Origin of the sequence: Flavobacterium azooxidireducens (assembly GCF_023195775.1) — a bacterium.
Taxonomy (GTDB): domain Bacteria; phylum Bacteroidota; class Bacteroidia; order Flavobacteriales; family Flavobacteriaceae; genus Flavobacterium; species Flavobacterium azooxidireducens.
Genome location: NZ_CP096205.1, coordinates 3,557,319 through 3,573,246, shown reverse-complemented (window position 1 = coordinate 3,573,246; position 15,928 = coordinate 3,557,319). Strand labels below are relative to the sequence as shown.

Genomic DNA, 15,928 nt, shown 5'->3' with positions numbered 1-15,928 from the left:
TTTTTATATTTTTGTCGGAATGAAATTTACTGCAGCACAAATAGCATCCATATTAGAAGGCGAAGTCGTTGGAAATACCAATGTTGAAGTCTATAAATTGTCAAAAATCGAAGAAGGATCCGAAGGATCGCTTACCTTTTTAGCCAATCCAAAATATGTAAATTATATTTATTCAACAAAAGCATCAATTGTAATAGTTAATAAATCATTTGAACCGGAACAGGAAATTTCGGCAACTTTAATCGCGGTTGAAGATGCATACAAATCTTTTTCAAAATTACTTGAATATTACAATCAAGTAAAATTGATGAAATCCGGAATCGAGCAACCTTCAGTTGTTTCTGAAGGAGTTACGTATGGTGAAGGATTGTATTTAGGAAGCTTTTGCTACATTGGTAAAAACGTGAAAATTGGCAGTAATGTAAAAATTTATCCAAATAGTTTTATCGGAGATAATGTTATAATTGGCGATAATTGTGTATTTTTCGCTGGTGCAAGAGTTTATTCTGAAACTGAAATTGGTAATAATTGCACCATACATTCCGGAACAATCGTTGGTTCTGATGGGTTTGGATTTGCACCAATGGCCGATGGAAGTTATGATAAAATTCCACAAATAGGAAATGTTATCATAGAAGATAATGTAGAAATTGGAGCTTGTTCAACCATTGACAGAGCAACATTAGGTTCAACAATTATTAGAAAAGGAGTGAAGTTTGATAATCAAATTCATGTTGCTCATAATGTTGAAATTGGCGAAAACACAGTAATTGCAGCACAAACAGGCATAGCAGGATCAACAAGAATAGGAAAAAATTGTTTGATTGGCGGTCAAGTTGGAATTGCAGGACATCTTGTTATAGGTGATGGAGTTCGCATACAAGCTCAATCCGGAATTGGTAAAAATCTAAAAGATGGCGAGACAGTTCAAGGTTCACCCTCTTTTAATTACGGAGATTATAGCAAATCATACGTACATTTTAAAAATTTACCAAAAATAGTGAACGATTTAGAAGTATTAAAAAAAACAATAACTAAAGAATAATGGTACAATCGGTTAAACAAAAAACCATAAAAAACGAAGTTACTTTAGAAGGAGTAGGATTACACACCGGTCAGGAAGTAACTATGACATTTAAACCAGCTCCTGTAAACAATGGATTTACATTTGTTCGGGTTGATTTAGAAGGTCATCCAATCATTGAAGCAGATGCAAATTATGTGGTAAATACTCAACGTGGAACCAATTTAGAAAAAAATGCGGTTAAAATTCAAACGTCAGAACACGTTTTAGCTGCTTGTATTGGTTGCGATGTTGACAATCTTATTATTGAGCTAAATGCTTCAGAGCCACCTATTATGGATGGTTCTTCTAAATTTTTTGTTGAAGCTCTTGAGCAAGCAGAAGTGGTTGAGCAAGAAGCCGATAGAAAAGTCTATGTTGTAAAAGAAGTTATCTCTTATACAGATGAAGCTACCGGAAGTGAAATTTTAGTGATGCCGTCTGATTCTTATCAAGTAACTGCAATGGTTGATTTTGGTACTAAAGTATTAGGGACACAAAATGCAACCTTGAAAAGTATTGATGAATTTAAAAAGGAAATTGCTGATGCCAGAACATTCAGTTTTTTGCATGAATTGGAATCGCTTTTAAATAATGGTTTAATAAAAGGAGGCGATTTGAATAATGCCATCGTTTATGTTGACAAAGAAATTTCAGCAGAAACCATGGAAAATTTAAGAACAGCTTTTGGAAAAGATAAAATTTCAGTTAAACCAAACGGTATTTTAGATAATCTAACATTACATTATCCTAACGAAGCAGCTCGCCATAAATTATTAGATGTAATTGGTGACCTAGCCTTGGTTGGAACTCGAATTCAAGGTAAAGTTATCGCCAACAAACCAGGACATTTTGTAAATACTCAATTTGCAAAAAAATTGGCAAAAATCATTAAAATAGAACAAAGAAATCAGGTGCCAACGTATGATTTACATCAAGAACCGTTGATGGATATTCATAAAATTATGGCTATGTTGCCACACCGTCCACCTTTTTTGTTAATAGATAAGATTTTTGAATTATCAGATACTCATGTGGTTGGATTGAAAAATGTAACCATGAACGAACCATTTTTTGTAGGTCACTTTCCAGATGCTCCGGTAATGCCAGGCGTTTTAATTGTAGAAGCAATGGCTCAAACAGGTGGGATTTTGGTGCTAAGTACTGTTCCTGATCCTGAAAATTACCTTACTTATTTCATGAAAATTGATAATGTAAAATTCAAACACAAAGTGTTGCCGGGTGATACATTAATTTTTAAATGTGATTTGATTACGCCAATTCGTCGCGGAATTTGTCACATGCAAGCCAATGCGTATGCCAACGGAAAATTGGTTGCTGAAGCCGAACTAATGGCACAAATTGCCAAAAAGAACTAACAACTAAACTATGAATCAACCTTTAGCATACGTACACCCAGGAGCAAAAATTGCACGAAATGTAGTTATCGATCCGTTTACAACCATTCATAATAATGTCGTTATTGGCGAAGGAACTTGGATTGGTTCCAACGTAACCATAATGGAAGGTGCCAGAATTGGTAAGAATTGCAATATTTTTCCCGGAGCTGTAATTTCGGCGGTTCCGCAAGATTTAAAATTTGGTGGCGAAGATTCGCTGGCAATTATAGGAGATAATTCCACTATTCGTGAATGTGTAACCATCAACCGTGGAACAATTGCTTCCGGTCAAACAACCATAGGCAAAAATTGTCTTATAATGGCAACGGCTCACGTGGCACACGATTGTCACATTGGAGATAACGCAATTATTGTGAACGGAGTAGCTCTAGCCGGCCACGTTACCGTAGGTAATTTTGCTATTATTGGCGGATTAGCTGCTGTGCATCAGTTCATTAATATTGGCGATCATGCGATGATTTCAGGAGGTTCGTTGGTAAGAAAAGATGTTCCACCTTTTACAAAAGCGGCAAAAGAACCACTTTCTTATGTTGGAATTAATTCAGTTGGATTACGAAGAAGAGGATTTACATCCGAAAAAATCAGAGAAATTCAAGAAATATACAGAATATTATATCAAAAAAATTATAACACATCACAAGCAGTAAGTATCATTGAAGCAGAAATGGCTGCTTCACCGGAACGTGATGAAATTCTTCAGTTTATCAGAAACTCTTCACGAGGAGTGATGAAAGGTTATACAGGAGTTTATTAGAAAATTAGAATTCAGAAATTAGAAACAGAAATACAAAAAATTAAAATAAAACAAGAATGGCAAGTACTTCAGATATTAGAAACGGATTATGTATCAAACACAACCACGATATTTATAAAATTATCGAATTTCTCCACGTAAAACCTGGAAAAGGACCGGCTTTTGTTCGTACAAAACTAAAAAGTTTAACCAACGGAAAAGTGTTAGACAATACATTTTCTGCCGGGCATAAAATTGATGTAGTTCGTGTAGAAACGCATACGTTCCAGTTTTTATATTCAGAAGGAACTGAATTTTATTTCATGAATACAGAAAGTTTTGAGCAAATTACACTAAACAAAGATGTGTTAGATGCTCCGGATTTATTGAAAGAAGGAACTAACGTAATGGTTCAAATTAATACAGAAACCGACTTACCTTTATCAGTAGATATGCCGGCTTCAATTATTTTGGAAGTAACTTATACAGAACCGGGTGTAAAAGGAAATACCGCTACAAACGCAACAAAACCAGCTAAAGTGGAAACAGGTGCAAGTGTAAACGTTCCTTTATTCATTAATGAAGGAGATAAAATTAAAATTGATACGGCTTCGGGTGCATACATGGAGCGTGTGAAAGAATAATTTCAAAAATCAAATACAAAATCAATATCAATTTCAATAACAAATTTCAAGTTTTATGAAATTTCCAAAAACGCATTCGCTCAAAGAAATAGCTCAAATTATTGGAAGTGAATTTGTGGGAGATGATAATTTTCCGGTTCAAGGTATGAATGAAATTCATGTGGTTGAACCCGGCGATATTGTATTTGTTGATCATCCGAAATATTATGATAAAGCTCTTCAATCGGCAGCAACTATTGTTTTAATCAATAAACAAGTGGATTGTCCTGACGGAAAAGCCTTGTTGATTTCTGATGATCCCTTTCGTGATTTTAATAAATTAACGAATCATTTTAGACCGTTTACTTATTCAAATGTATCGATTTCAACTTCTGCTCAAATTGGCGAAGGAACTGTAATTCAACCGAATTGCTTTGTTGGAAATCATGTGAAAATCGGTAAAAATTGTCTCATCCACGCCAATGTTTCTATTTATGATCATTGTGTAATTGGTGATAATGTGATGATTCAAGCCGGAACTATATTAGGAGCTGATGCTTTTTATTATAAGAAAAGACCAGAAGGATTTGATCAATTACTTTCCGGAGGTCGAGTAGTGGTTGAAGATAATGTTGGAATTGGAGCCTTGTGCACCATCGATAGAGGTGTAACGGGCGATACAACCATTGGTGCCGGAACAAAAATTGATAACCAAGTGCATGTTGGTCATGATACCGTTATCGGAAAAAAATGCTTAATTGCCGCACAAACCGGAATTGCAGGTTGCGTAATCATCGAAGACGAAGTAACTTTATGGGGTCAAGTAGGCACAACAAGTGGAATCACAATTGGTTCCAAAGCAGTGATTATGGGACAGACCGGCGTGACAAAATCGGTGGATGGCGGAAAAACCTACTTTGGTACACCAATCGAAGAATCAAGAGAAAAACTAAAACAATTAGCTAATATCAAACGAATTCCTGAGATAATTGAAAAATTAAAATAAAATGAATCCAAAAGAATTAGTTCAAGCGTTTTATAATTCTGATGCGTTGTACAACAGTAGCACATTGGAAACTTTTTTGCATCCTGATGTAATTTTGGAATGGAACAGTAGCAAAGGTTTTTTCAAAAAAGACCGAAACGAATTGATTCAAATGGCAAATGATTTAAAGATTGGATACGAAACATTTGTCGTTCAGATTCATAAAATTTTAGCCGAAGACAATTTAGTTTCCGTTCATTATACTCATTTTGGAACAACCATCGAAAATCCGAACCAAATTAACCGGTTAGCCTATTTTTTTGTGATTTGGGAAATTCAAGACGGTAAATTATTCCGAGGGTATCAAATGAGTCAATTACCTTAATTAGATACTAATTTTGTAAATTAATTAAAAAAAAACATAAAAAAAGTAAACTATCTTTTTCTAAAGAATTACTTTTGCAAAACGAAATTTAAACACAAACAAACACAATCATGAGCGTTTTAGTCAATAAAAATTCAAAAATAATTGTTCAAGGATTTACAGGAAGCGAAGGAACTTTCCATGCTTCTCAAATGATTGAATACGGAACAAATGTAGTAGGTGGAGTTACTCCGGGTAAAGGTGGTTCAACCCATTTAGACCGTCCGGTTTTCAACACAGTAAAAGATGCTGTTGAAAAAGCGGGAGCAGATACAACCATCATTTTTGTTCCACCCGCTTTTGCTGCCGATGCCATCATGGAAGCTGCCGATGCCGGAATTAAAGTAATTATCACCATCACAGAAGGAATTCCTGTGGCAGATATGATTAAAGCATACGCTTATATTAAAAGCAAAGATTGTAGATTAATCGGTCCAAACTGTCCGGGTGTAATCACTCCGGAAGAAGCTAAAGTAGGTATTATGCCGGGCTTTGTTTTCAAAAAAGGAAACGTTGGAATCGTTTCAAAATCAGGAACGTTAACCTATGAAGCGGCTGACCAAGTTGTAAAACAAGGATTAGGAATTACAACTGCTATCGGGATTGGTGGAGATCCAATCATTGGAACCACAACCAAAGAAGCAGTAGAATTATTGATGAATGACCCTGAAACACATTGTATCGTTATGATTGGTGAAATCGGAGGTCAATTAGAAGCTGATGCAGCAAAATGGATCAAAGCCGACGGTAACCGCAAACCGGTTGTTGGTTTTATCGCAGGTGAAACAGCTCCAAAAGGAAGAACAATGGGTCACGCAGGTGCTATCGTTGGTGGTGCAGATGACACAGCAGAAGCAAAGAAAAGAATCATGAGAGAAAGCGGAATCCACGTAGTAGATTCTCCGGCTGAAATTGGTAAAAAAGTAAAAGAAGTTTTAGGATAATCATCCAAAAATATAAAGTTATGATAAGCCTTGATTAGTCAGGGCTTATTTTTTTCAATATAAAATAGAAGCATAAAAATGTATAAAGAAGTAAGCAAATTTAAAAATAGTGGAAGTTTTCAATTTTCGTCAAACGATGATTTGGAAGTAGTTTGTAATGCTCCAAATGATGCCAGTGGTGTATTTTTGGTATATAGTATCGAAGAAGATAATAAAACATTAATTATGGTCGGCTCTACCGGAACAGTTCAAAATGATGGAACGTTAAAAGCAAAAAATGGTGGCTTGTATGAAAAAATCGTTAACGGTCATCAATTTGCAAAAACCGCTCGTAAATATTCTTGGAAAACACAATTGCAATTAGAAAAAATTGAAGCAGTTGAGGTTTTTTGGTATGAAACTTATAACAACAAAACTAAAGTAATTCCAACTTTTGTTGAAGGACAAATTTTACAATTGTTTTTAAAGGAAAATGGGAAGTTACCGAGGTGGAATGTGGCTTTTTAAAATTATTTTGTAATTATGTAAAAAGGTTTTCTTGTGATGGGGGAACCTTTTTTGATTATTTATCATTATAATGACCCATCGCAGAAATTACTTCTACAAGCACTAAATTTTCATTAACTGAATATATTAATCTATCTTTTTGATTAATTCTTCTACTCCAAAATCCACTTAATTGATGTTTTAAGGCTTCAGGATTTCCAACACCTTCAAATGGATGGTTTTCTAAATCTTCAAAAATTTTATTTAGTTTTGAAATAGTTGATTTATTTCCTGCTTTTTTATGTTTTTGTAATTGTTCTTTGGCTAAGTCAGTCAATTCGATTAAATACTTTCCCATAGATTTTTTGATGTAACTCTAGTTCTGTTTTTACTGGCATGAGCTTTTTTTATTTTTTCTACAAACTCATCATTATAAGGACTTTCAACTTCTTCAATAAGTTCAATCTCTTTTGAGTTTTCAAAAAAAGCACGAGCCATCTCTAAAAAAGCCTTTCCTTTTTTAGTTTTTTCGTTTATTTTTAAAGTTATTGTAGTCATAATCAATTATTTTAATCAAAGTTACAATTTTTTTTAATTCAATAAAAAATTTAAAATTCTTTTAAGGAAGAATTGGGTTGTAATAAGTGTAATAAGTTTGTTATATGATTATTGATAAAATTAGGTTATTTTTGGAATATTTAATGAGAATTCTGTTCTACAAAATTACTTTTTATATGTAAACCTTTAATATTTGATAGAATTTTAAAAATCTCAAAAAAAAAACCAACCCCAATGAAACACCTAGCACTATTACGCGGCATCAACGTATCCGGTCACAACATGATTAAAATGGAGACTTTAAAAACCATCCTTGAAGATAGTGGATTTCAAAATGTAGAAACCTATGTTCAATCCGGAAATGTTTTTTTAGAATCGGAAGATGAAAATTCGCATAGTGTTGGTTTTACCATCAAACAAGAAATAGCTAAACACTTGGGTTTTGATGTGCCGGTTATAGTAATTAGTAAAGCTGATTTAGAAAAATGCCTAACTAATAATCCGTTTTTTAAAGAAAAAGGAGTTGATGCTAAGAAACTATATGTTGCCTTTATTTCAAAAGAATTAACCAATTCAGCGATAAACGAATTAAAAATAAGTCAATTCAAACCCGATGAAGCATTTATCGACGGAAACAGAATCTACATGAAATTAGAAACGGGTGCAGGAAATACAAAATTAACTCAAAAATACATTGAAAAGAAGTTAAATGTGAATGCCACCACCCGAAATTGGAATACGGTGAATAAGTTGATTGAACTATTTTAATGGTTTAAAAGTTTAAAGGTTTAAGAGTTTAAAAGTTTAAAAGTTTATATGGGATAGATTTTCTAAACTTTACAGTAAATTAATACAATTGTTAAAGTCTCTTCGTACTTGGAAAGACTTTTTTTATATATTTGATTTTCAAATACTTTTTATGAAGAAAATTTACACTTTAGTTTTATTTATTTCTTTTTTTATTGGTAATGCTCAGATAGTTGATATTCCTGATGCAAATTTTAAGGCGAAGTTGTTGGAGGCAAGTCCAGAAAATGCTATTGCGGTAAATGCTGAAGGTCAATATTTTAAGATTGATATTAATAATGACGGGGAAATACAGGAAAATGAAGCTCTAAATGTCTTTGAACTCGATGTGAGTTACTCTAATATACAAGATATGACGGGAATTGAGGCATTTATAAATCTTACAAGTTTAAAATGTTCTACTAATCAATTAACCAGCTTAGATATTACACAAAATACAGCTTTGACTTTTTTATCATTAAATCAAAATCTAATAACTAGTTTAGATCTTTCACAAAATCTAGCACTAGAATTTTTATTTTATGATAGAAATCAATTAACTAATTTAGATGTTACACAAAATACAGCTCTGACTTATTTATCATTAAATGAAAATCAATTAACTAGTTTAGATGTTTCACAAAATCTAGCTTTGACAACTTTATCATTAGATCAAAATCAATTAACGAGTTTAGATATTTCACAAAATATAGCTTTGGTTTATTTATCTTGTGGTAGCAATCAATTAACTAGTTTAGATGTTACACAAAACATAGCTTTGAAAACTTTATCTTGTAGTAACATTCAATTAACTAGCTTAGATGTTACACAAAATGTAGCTTTGGAAAATTTGTTTTGTAATGGCAATCAATTAACTAGCTTAGATGTTACACAAAATATTGCTTTGAGGGGTTTATATTGTATTAATAATGAATTAAATAGTTTAGATTTTTCTCAAAATGTTGATTTGGAGACTTTATATTGTAGCAACAATCAATTAACATATTTAAATATTAAAAATAACAATCAATTTTGGAATAATCTAAACTTTGATGTAAATCCAAATTTAGAATATGTTTGCGTAAATGAAAATGATTTAGCAATGGTTCAACAAAAAATAATTGATTATGGTTATACAAATTCCCATGCAAATACTTACTGTTCTTTTGTGCCGGGAGGTTTATTTTATACTATACAAGGAGATACAAAGTATGACAGTAACAATAATGGTTGTGATGACTCAGATATAAATTATTCAAATTTGAGTTTTACAATCTCAAATGGAATAGAGTCTGGGACATTAATTACTAATACTTCTGGAAATTATTTAGTTCCAATCCAAGAAGGAAGTTATTCGATTACACCAGTTTTAGAAAGCCCAAGTTATTATACTATTACTCCAACATCGGTATCAATAGATTTCCCTTCCGAAACAAGTCCTTTTATTCAAAACTTCTGTATTACACCCAACGGAATTCATTATGATGTAGAAGTTACTGTCTTACCTATCACTCCTTCTAGACCTGGTTTTAATTCTACTTTGAAAATTCTTTACAAAAATAAAGGAACGCAAATACAATCTGGAAGTATTCTATTTACATATGATGATACTTTAATGGATTTTGTGAGTTGCTCTCCAAATAGTTATAATCAAACTACAAATTTTATTAATATGAATTATCTCGACCTGATGCCAACAGAAGTTCGTGAATTCATAATAATTTTGAATATAAATTCTCCAATGGAAACACCTCCAGTAAATGCGGGTGATGATTTAGGTTTTGATGCGATAATTTTACCAATTGAAAATGATGAAGTACCAGCAGATAATCATTCTCAAATAAAGGTTACCGCTGTGAACTCCTACGATCCAAATGACAAAACCTGTTTAGAAGGCAACACAATTTCACCAAATATGGTTGGTCAATATGTGCATTACGTAATTCGTTTTGAAAACACAGGAACTTTTGCTGCCGAAAATGTAGTAATTGCCGATGTTATTGATACCACAAAATTTGAAATAAATACTTTAATTCCTCAAAGTAGCAGTCATGATTTATTTACCAGAATTAATGGCAACAAAGTAGAATTCATTTTCGAAAACATCAACCTTCCTTTTGATGATGAAAATAACGATGGTTATGTAGCCTTCAAAATTAAAACGAAACCTAATTTGGTGGTTGGTAATACGTTTACCAATAAAGCTAATATTTATTTTGATTATAACTTTCCTATCATAACCAATACTACTTCAACAACAGTTACAGCTTTGAGCAATCAAGATTTTGATTTTGAAACTAATTTCACAATTTTCCCAAATCCGGCAAAAGATATTTTAAATATTAAAGTGAAAAGTGAAATTGATGTAAAATCAGTTTCCATTTACAACACACTCGGACAAATTATAATGACAACCATTCATGCTGAAAATGGTGAAATAAACGTTTCAAACTTACAATCAGGAAGTTATTTTATAAAAGTGTTTACAGATAAAGGTAGCTCAACAGCAAAATTTATTAAACTATAAAAACACATTTTCTATACCAAAAAGCTCTACTTCGATAGAGCTTTTTTTATCTCATAACTTTTCTTTATTTTTATAAAAAACTTGTATCATGTCAAACATCGATTTAATCATAGAAGAACGCAGCCGCGACATCGGCGATTTTTTAGTGGGCAGAATTCTCCCTTTTCGTAAAAAGAGAATGGTCGGACCGTTTATTTTTATCGACCACATGGGGCCAACAGAGTTAGGCCCTGAAAAATATATGGATGTTGATCAGCATCCACACATCGGTCTGGCAACATTGACTTTTTTGTTAGAAGGAGCCGTTATGCACGAAGATAGCTTAGGAACGAAAGTCAAAATCCAACCCGGATCAGTCAATTGGATGGTTGCCGGAAGCGGCGTTACGCACACCGAACGAACGCCTCAAGAACTCAGAAACGGAAACATTTTCACCATGCACGGCTATCAAATTTGGGTCGCACTTCCCAAAGAAAAAGAATTTATGCAGCCCGAATTCCATCATTTTGATGCGAACGAACTACCGCAATGGCAGGAGGGAAGTGCCGAATTTAAACTCGTTGCCGGAACCGCTTTCGGAAAAAATTCTCCCGTTCCCGTATTTTCAGATATGTTCATGGTGGAAATTAAAACCGAGGAAGAATACCAACTTCAAATTAACGGACAAGTGCGTGGCGAAATCGGAATTTGCATCGTAGAAGGATCCATTCAAGCTTGTGATAACCATGTAGAAAAAGGAAATATGCTAGTTTCCAAAGCAGAAGATGCGTGTTCGCTCACCATCCATCCCAACTCGCACATTATTCTTTTTGGCGGTCAACCGTTTGAGCAAGAACGTCAAATTTTTTGGAATTTTGTGGCATCCGATCCATCAACCATCGAAAAAGCAAAAGAAAATTGGAGAAATAAAACGTTTCCCATGGTGCAAAATGATGAAACCTATGTTCCTTTACCAGAAGGATTTTAAAACATATAAATTAAATGAACAACAATCAACTTATCCAAAAGGTTTTTGATTTACAAAAAAGCAATACCTTAAACTATCAAATTGATAAATTGTTAAATTCCAGTAATTTAACAGAAGAAGAAATAATCCACATCAAAGAAGAAGCCAATAAGTTATACGCTCAATACAAAAGAGAGTTCATTATCAAAAGAAACAGAATTGTGTTTTTTTCTGCTGCAGCAGTAACCGTGGTAACACTTTTAGTTTTCTTTATTCTACTTCCAAAACAAAATATTGTTACAAACGTTGGAATTCTTTCCATTTTTGGAACATTACTTTTATGTTTAGGAATGTATTGTATGTTTGTTTTTTATAATTCATGGAAACCTGAAAATATAGACGTAAACCCTTCGTTAGATTTCGATTTAGGAAACTTCTTTTCCTTTTTCGGATTATTAGCAGCTATTCCGGCTGTAATTTTTTATTTTTTAATCTCTTGGTTAATTGAAAGTGGAGCCGAAAAAAGACTACTAGAAACCAAAGTAGAAACAAAAGCAATAGTGGTAAACGGAAATTATTATGAAGGAGGCGGAATCAGACGAAGACGACCCGATGAAGCAGAAATAACCGTAAAATTTAGAACAAAAGAGAATAAAGTCATCAGTAGAACAATCGAAATTCCATCCTATCAATTTAATCACTTTTACAAAGGACAACAGATTGACATTATATATTCAAGTGAAAACACAAACAACATCAAACTTCTCAATTCTAAAGAAAGTATAAAACAAGTTTATAAAACAGAAGAACGAGATGTCTTTTTTAAAGATTTATTCACTTTTTTAGAATTGTCAGACAAACAAATTCAAGAAAAATTAAGTACAATGTCTGTAGGATGGAGTTACAACGTTGAGCTAGAATGTTGGGTTAATCCCAGTAGAGAATGCTACATAAAAAGAGCGGGGAAAAGTATTTTCTACATTCCAAAACGAGATTTTATCATGTTTATGGATAATGATATTAGAAAAAATTCATTCAAACGAACACTTGAGAATCAAGACTCGCTTTTAGCTCGCTATGAAAATGAAAAATATTTAATCGAAAAATTATCAACCAGACAAGGAAATACCGTAACTGTATTTTACTCTGTAAGTAAAAACGAAAACTCAAGTTCAGAAGCAAAATAAACATTTCTTTAACCTTAACTATTTTTTTAATTCATTCATTTCATTTAATTTTGCCGCCGTTATCACGAATCTTTTCAAAGATAGCAACCTGCAACAACAAGCAAGGTGCTAAAACGATAAGCCAATTTCTGTTGGAAAAAATGTTGTCATTTCAATGCCATTTTTAGACAAGTAAGCAATGGATTCGTTAAACAATAACGTAAAAAATTGCTCTATGAATCAAACTCAAAACAAAGGAAATGCTTTAGCCTTACTTCCTTTAGGCGTATTTATTTTTACTTTTCTCGGTAGCGGAATCGTTCTTAATGATTTTTATGCTCTACCTTCTCCAATTGCTGTTATACTCGGAATTATAGCAGCTTTTTTGTTGTTCAAACTTTCTTCGGAAGAAAAAATTCAAGCCTTAATCAAAGGTTGTGGCGATTCAAAAATCATCACCATGTGTCTAATTTATCTTTTGGCTGGTGCATTTGCCACTGTAACCAAAACAATGGGTGGCGTAGATTCGGTGGTAAATTTCGGAATCCAAAACATCAATTCGGCTTATTTTCCTTTAGGAATTTTTCTGATTGCAGCTTTTTTATCCACAGCCACAGGAACATCGGTTGGAGCAATTGTTGCTCTTGGACCAATCGCCATTTCATTAGCCGATAAATCAGGTTCTTCGTTGCCGCTTATTGGAGGAGCGTTGTTGGGTGGAGCAATGCTGGGCGACAATCTTTCACTCATTTCAGACACCACTATTGCCGCAACACAATCGCTCGGATGTAAGATGAAAGACAAATTCAAAGTCAATTTATTCATTGCATTGCCGGCCGCATTTGTCACGGTTTTACTCTTGCTTTTTTTAGGATATGGTACAACTGAAGTAAGCTTACAACAAGAAGGTTATCAACTCATTACTATCATTCCTTATCTCTTAGTAATCGTTTTGGCTTTACTCGGAATCAATGTTTTTTCCACTCTTGTAATCGGAATAATTACAGCGGGAATAATCGGATTTTATCAAGGCGATTTTACACTTTTATCCTTCTCTCAAACCATTTATAAAGGCTTTACAAGCATGACCGATATTTTTTTGCTCTCCATGCTCACGGGTGGATTGGCAGCCATGGTTGATAAAGCAGGGGGAATTGCATTTATTCTCCATCAAATTAAAAAGCGAATAAAATCTAAACGTTCGGCTCAAATGGGAATAGGAACCTTGGTTGGATTGGTTAACGTTGCCATTGCAAACAACACCGTTTCCATCGTTGTAACGGGCGGAATTGCCAAAGAAATTAACGATGAATACGAACTAAGTGCTAAAAAAACAGCAACTATTTTAGACATTTTTTCCTGTATTTTTCAAGGACTATTGCCTTACGGAGCACAAGTTTTACTCATCCTTAGTTTTGCCGGAGGAGCTTTAACTTGGACAGACTTATTGTTCAATGCTTGGTATTATTTGTTCTTGTTCCTGTTCACAATCTTGGCAATCTACAGCAAATATTGGGATAAATTAATTTTGAAATACACAGCGTAAACGAAAATTCATTAAATTCGAATAAAAAACAGAAATAAACTAAAACTCAATTTTAATTTTCTTTTAACAACAAAACACCAAATACCAGTAATATTCTGCCAATAGAATTACTTATATTTGTCGTTCAAATCAAACAAAACAAACAAACATAGCATGAAATTATTAGAAGGAAAAGTAGCCATCATCACCGGAGCCAGTCGCGGAATTGGTAGCGGAATCGCTAAAGTTTTTGCTCAACACGGAGCAAATGTGGCATTTACATACAGTTCGTCTGCCGAATCAGCTTTGGTTTTAGAAAACGAACTAAACGCTTTAGGAATCAAAGCCAAAGGATACAAATCAAACGCAGCCGATTTTAACGAAGCTCAAAAATTAGCCGACGATGTGTTGGCAGAATTTGGCACCATCGATATTTTAATCAACAATGCCGGAATCACAAAAGACAACCTTTTAATGAGAATGTCCGAAGAAGATTTCGATAAAGTCATCGAAATCAACCTAAAATCGGTTTTCAATATGACCAAAGCCGTTCAGAAAATTATGTTGAAAAACCGCAAAGGTTCTATCGTTAATATGAGTTCTGTGGTGGGTGTAAAAGGAAACGCCGGTCAAGCCAACTATGCCGCTTCAAAAGCCGGAATGATTGGTTTTACTAAGTCAATTGCCCTAGAATTAGGTTCGCGAAACATCCGTTGCAACGCCATCGCACCAGGCTTCATCGAAACCGAAATGACCGGAAAATTAAACGAAGAGGTCGTGCAAGGCTGGAGAGATTCCATCCCATTAAAACGTGGTGGAACACCGGAAGACGTTGCCAATGCCTGTCTTTTCTTAGCCTCAGATTTGAGTGCCTACGTAACCGGACAAGTGATGAATGTTGATGGGGGAATGTTGACGTAGTCAGTTTTCAGTCGCAGTTTCCAGTCGCAGTCACAGTTTTCAGTCACAGTTTTCACACACAGTTTGTCAATTCGCAAGACGACGAAGTCGAAATAGAATTCTCCTGCGAAGCAGGCTAGAAAACAGAAAACAGACAACCGATAACCGACAACAGAAAACTGATAAGAAGCTATTCCCGCTGTCCGTTACAAGTTTTTTAAGAAAAATTAAGTTTTGCAAGCCACCCAAAGAGCTTCCGTTGGTCGCTTTTGTTCGGCAGCAAAACTAAAAATTTTCCTTAAAAAAGCTTTCCACTACCATCGGGGCTAAAAAAAGTACTATATTAGTAAATATTAATTTTAAACTAAAAGTTATGCTAAATAAGATTATTACAAGTTTATTTTTGATTTTTGGAATAACATCTTTTTATGCTCAAGAAGTTGAAATAAAAGATGGGAAAGTATTTGTAGATTCAAAATCAATCCTGAAATATGAGAAGATTAATGTTCATCAACATTCTTTTTTTTCGTTAGATTCTGATGAAGAAATTATTTTTTATAAGTATGATGAAAATGCTACTAGGGGATATTCAGATGACGATTATTTCATTTTAAATTTTTTAACTCTAAAAAAGAAAGTAGAATCTAAAAATGTTAGGCTAATTTTTTCTGGAATTGGAATGAATTCAAGAAAAAATATGGAAAAACTTATTGGTCTTTTGATTAAAGAGAAAGTATTAGATACCGAGGGAAAACTAAATCCTGAAAAAGTGGAAATTTTCTATGAAAAATATAATGAAGATATAACAATGAGAACAGTTCGTTATTAATGTTTAAATTAA

17 protein-coding genes and 1 riboswitch are annotated in these 15,928 nt (G+C 33.5%); of the genes, 15 read left to right on the top strand and 2 right to left on the bottom strand.

Going from position 1 to position 15,928, the window contains the following annotated elements:
- Positions 1-19 precede the first annotated feature (19 nt).
- The 8 genes from lpxD to M0M57_RS15425 all read left to right on the top strand — a co-directional run bounded on the left by lpxD (position 20) and on the right by M0M57_RS15425 (position 6,700).
- Positions 20-1,045 (top strand): UDP-3-O-(3-hydroxymyristoyl)glucosamine N-acyltransferase, encoded by a 1,026-nt coding sequence (lpxD, locus tag M0M57_RS15460; protein WP_248434001.1) that lies wholly within the window; start codon positions 20-22, stop codon positions 1,043-1,045.
- Positions 1,045-2,442 carry a bifunctional UDP-3-O-[3-hydroxymyristoyl] N-acetylglucosamine deacetylase/3-hydroxyacyl-ACP dehydratase gene (locus M0M57_RS15455; protein WP_248434000.1) on the top strand — a complete coding sequence of 466 codons (1,398 nt, stop codon included), beginning with the start codon at positions 1,045-1,047 and terminating at the stop codon, positions 2,440-2,442. The genes lpxD and M0M57_RS15455 overlap by 1 nt, the downstream gene beginning before the upstream one ends.
- Positions 2,443-2,452: 10 nt before the next feature.
- Positions 2,453-3,238 (top strand): acyl-ACP--UDP-N-acetylglucosamine O-acyltransferase, encoded by a 786-nt coding sequence (gene lpxA, locus M0M57_RS15450; protein ID WP_248433999.1) that lies wholly within the window; start codon positions 2,453-2,455, stop codon positions 3,236-3,238.
- Between the two features lie 56 nt (positions 3,239-3,294).
- On the top strand, positions 3,295-3,861 hold the full coding sequence (gene efp, locus M0M57_RS15445; protein WP_248433998.1) for an elongation factor P: 567 nt from the start codon (positions 3,295-3,297) through the stop codon (positions 3,859-3,861).
- Between the two features lie 55 nt (positions 3,862-3,916).
- A complete protein-coding gene (locus M0M57_RS15440) occupies positions 3,917-4,846 on the top strand; it encodes a UDP-3-O-(3-hydroxymyristoyl)glucosamine N-acyltransferase (RefSeq protein WP_248433997.1) in 930 nt (309 codons plus the stop codon).
- Between the two features lies 1 nt (position 4,847).
- Positions 4,848-5,210: a nuclear transport factor 2 family protein gene (locus M0M57_RS15435; RefSeq protein WP_248433996.1), complete on the top strand. Its 363-nt coding sequence runs from the start codon at positions 4,848-4,850 to the stop codon at positions 5,208-5,210.
- A gap of 110 nt (positions 5,211-5,320) precedes the next feature.
- Positions 5,321-6,193: a succinate--CoA ligase subunit alpha gene (gene sucD, locus M0M57_RS15430; RefSeq protein ID WP_248433995.1), complete on the top strand. Its 873-nt coding sequence runs from the start codon at positions 5,321-5,323 to the stop codon at positions 6,191-6,193.
- Positions 6,194-6,271: 78 nt separating this feature from the next.
- Positions 6,272-6,700 (top strand): hypothetical protein, encoded by a 429-nt coding sequence (locus tag M0M57_RS15425; protein WP_248433994.1) that lies wholly within the window; start codon positions 6,272-6,274, stop codon positions 6,698-6,700.
- Positions 6,701-6,755: 55 nt separating this feature from the next.
- Here M0M57_RS15425 and M0M57_RS15420 read toward each other — a convergent pair whose 3' ends face one another.
- Together M0M57_RS15420 and M0M57_RS15415 are read right to left on the bottom strand one after the other, a co-directional pair.
- On the bottom strand, positions 6,756-7,037 hold the full coding sequence (locus M0M57_RS15420; protein ID WP_248433993.1) for a Txe/YoeB family addiction module toxin: 282 nt from the start codon (positions 7,035-7,037) through the stop codon (positions 6,756-6,758).
- Positions 7,022-7,237, bottom strand: a complete 216-nt coding sequence (locus tag M0M57_RS15415; protein ID WP_248433992.1) for a DUF2683 family protein — start codon at positions 7,235-7,237, stop codon at positions 7,022-7,024. Before M0M57_RS15415 ends, M0M57_RS15420 begins: the two co-directional genes overlap by 16 nt.
- Before the next feature lie 234 nt (positions 7,238-7,471).
- Here M0M57_RS15415 and M0M57_RS15410 point away from each other — a divergent pair, with 234 nt between their 5' ends.
- From M0M57_RS15410 to M0M57_RS15380, 7 genes are all read left to right on the top strand, one after another.
- Positions 7,472-8,005 (top strand): DUF1697 domain-containing protein, encoded by a 534-nt coding sequence (locus M0M57_RS15410; protein WP_248433991.1) that lies wholly within the window; start codon positions 7,472-7,474, stop codon positions 8,003-8,005.
- Between the two features lie 151 nt (positions 8,006-8,156).
- The gene (locus tag M0M57_RS15405) at positions 8,157-10,550 is read left to right on the top strand and encodes a DUF7619 domain-containing protein (protein ID WP_248433990.1); all 2,394 of its coding nucleotides are present in this window, start codon (positions 8,157-8,159) and stop codon (positions 10,548-10,550) included.
- An 88-nt stretch (positions 10,551-10,638) separates the two neighbouring features.
- Entirely contained in the window at positions 10,639-11,517 is an 879-nt protein-coding gene (locus M0M57_RS15400; RefSeq protein WP_248433989.1) for a pirin family protein, read from the top strand.
- A gap of 14 nt (positions 11,518-11,531) precedes the next feature.
- Complete coding sequence (locus M0M57_RS15395; RefSeq protein WP_248433988.1) at positions 11,532-12,683, top strand: hypothetical protein; 1,152 nt, start codon at positions 11,532-11,534, stop codon at positions 12,681-12,683.
- 54 nt (positions 12,684-12,737) lie between these two features.
- Positions 12,738-12,834, top strand: a riboswitch (SAM-I-IV-variant riboswitch).
- Positions 12,835-12,897: 63 nt separating this feature from the next.
- Positions 12,898-14,208: a Na+/H+ antiporter NhaC family protein gene (locus M0M57_RS15390; protein WP_248433987.1), complete on the top strand. Its 1,311-nt coding sequence runs from the start codon at positions 12,898-12,900 to the stop codon at positions 14,206-14,208.
- 153 nt (positions 14,209-14,361) lie between these two features.
- Positions 14,362-15,108 (top strand): 3-oxoacyl-[acyl-carrier-protein] reductase, encoded by a 747-nt coding sequence (gene fabG, locus M0M57_RS15385; protein ID WP_248433986.1) that lies wholly within the window; start codon positions 14,362-14,364, stop codon positions 15,106-15,108.
- 352 nt (positions 15,109-15,460) lie between these two features.
- On the top strand, positions 15,461-15,916 hold the full coding sequence (locus M0M57_RS15380; RefSeq protein WP_248433985.1) for a hypothetical protein: 456 nt from the start codon (positions 15,461-15,463) through the stop codon (positions 15,914-15,916).
- Positions 15,917-15,928 lie beyond the last annotated feature (12 nt).

Bases quoted from the DNA above. Each gene is read 5' to 3' on its own strand.
- lpxD (WP_248434001.1), top strand. From the start codon at position 20: ATGAAATTTACTGCAGCACAAATAGCATCCATATTAGAAGGCGAAGTC.
- M0M57_RS15455 (WP_248434000.1), top strand. From the start codon at position 1,045: ATGGTACAATCGGTTAAACAAAAAACCATAAAAAACGAAGTTACTTTA.
- lpxA (WP_248433999.1), top strand. From the start codon at position 2,453: ATGAATCAACCTTTAGCATACGTACACCCAGGAGCAAAAATTGCACGA.
- efp (WP_248433998.1), top strand. From the start codon at position 3,295: ATGGCAAGTACTTCAGATATTAGAAACGGATTATGTATCAAACACAAC.
- M0M57_RS15440 (WP_248433997.1), top strand. From the start codon at position 3,917: ATGAAATTTCCAAAAACGCATTCGCTCAAAGAAATAGCTCAAATTATT.
- M0M57_RS15435 (WP_248433996.1), top strand. From the start codon at position 4,848: ATGAATCCAAAAGAATTAGTTCAAGCGTTTTATAATTCTGATGCGTTG.
- sucD (WP_248433995.1), top strand. From the start codon at position 5,321: ATGAGCGTTTTAGTCAATAAAAATTCAAAAATAATTGTTCAAGGATTT.
- M0M57_RS15425 (WP_248433994.1), top strand. From the start codon at position 6,272: ATGTATAAAGAAGTAAGCAAATTTAAAAATAGTGGAAGTTTTCAATTT.
- M0M57_RS15420 (WP_248433993.1), bottom strand. From the start codon at position 7,037: ATGGGAAAGTATTTAATCGAATTGACTGACTTAGCCAAAGAACAATTA.
- M0M57_RS15415 (WP_248433992.1), bottom strand. From the start codon at position 7,237: ATGACTACAATAACTTTAAAAATAAACGAAAAAACTAAAAAAGGAAAG.
- M0M57_RS15410 (WP_248433991.1), top strand. From the start codon at position 7,472: ATGAAACACCTAGCACTATTACGCGGCATCAACGTATCCGGTCACAAC.
- M0M57_RS15405 (WP_248433990.1), top strand. From the start codon at position 8,157: ATGAAGAAAATTTACACTTTAGTTTTATTTATTTCTTTTTTTATTGGT.
- M0M57_RS15400 (WP_248433989.1), top strand. From the start codon at position 10,639: ATGTCAAACATCGATTTAATCATAGAAGAACGCAGCCGCGACATCGGC.
- M0M57_RS15395 (WP_248433988.1), top strand. From the start codon at position 11,532: ATGAACAACAATCAACTTATCCAAAAGGTTTTTGATTTACAAAAAAGC.
- M0M57_RS15390 (WP_248433987.1), top strand. From the start codon at position 12,898: ATGAATCAAACTCAAAACAAAGGAAATGCTTTAGCCTTACTTCCTTTA.
- fabG (WP_248433986.1), top strand. From the start codon at position 14,362: ATGAAATTATTAGAAGGAAAAGTAGCCATCATCACCGGAGCCAGTCGC.
- M0M57_RS15380 (WP_248433985.1), top strand. From the start codon at position 15,461: ATGCTAAATAAGATTATTACAAGTTTATTTTTGATTTTTGGAATAACA.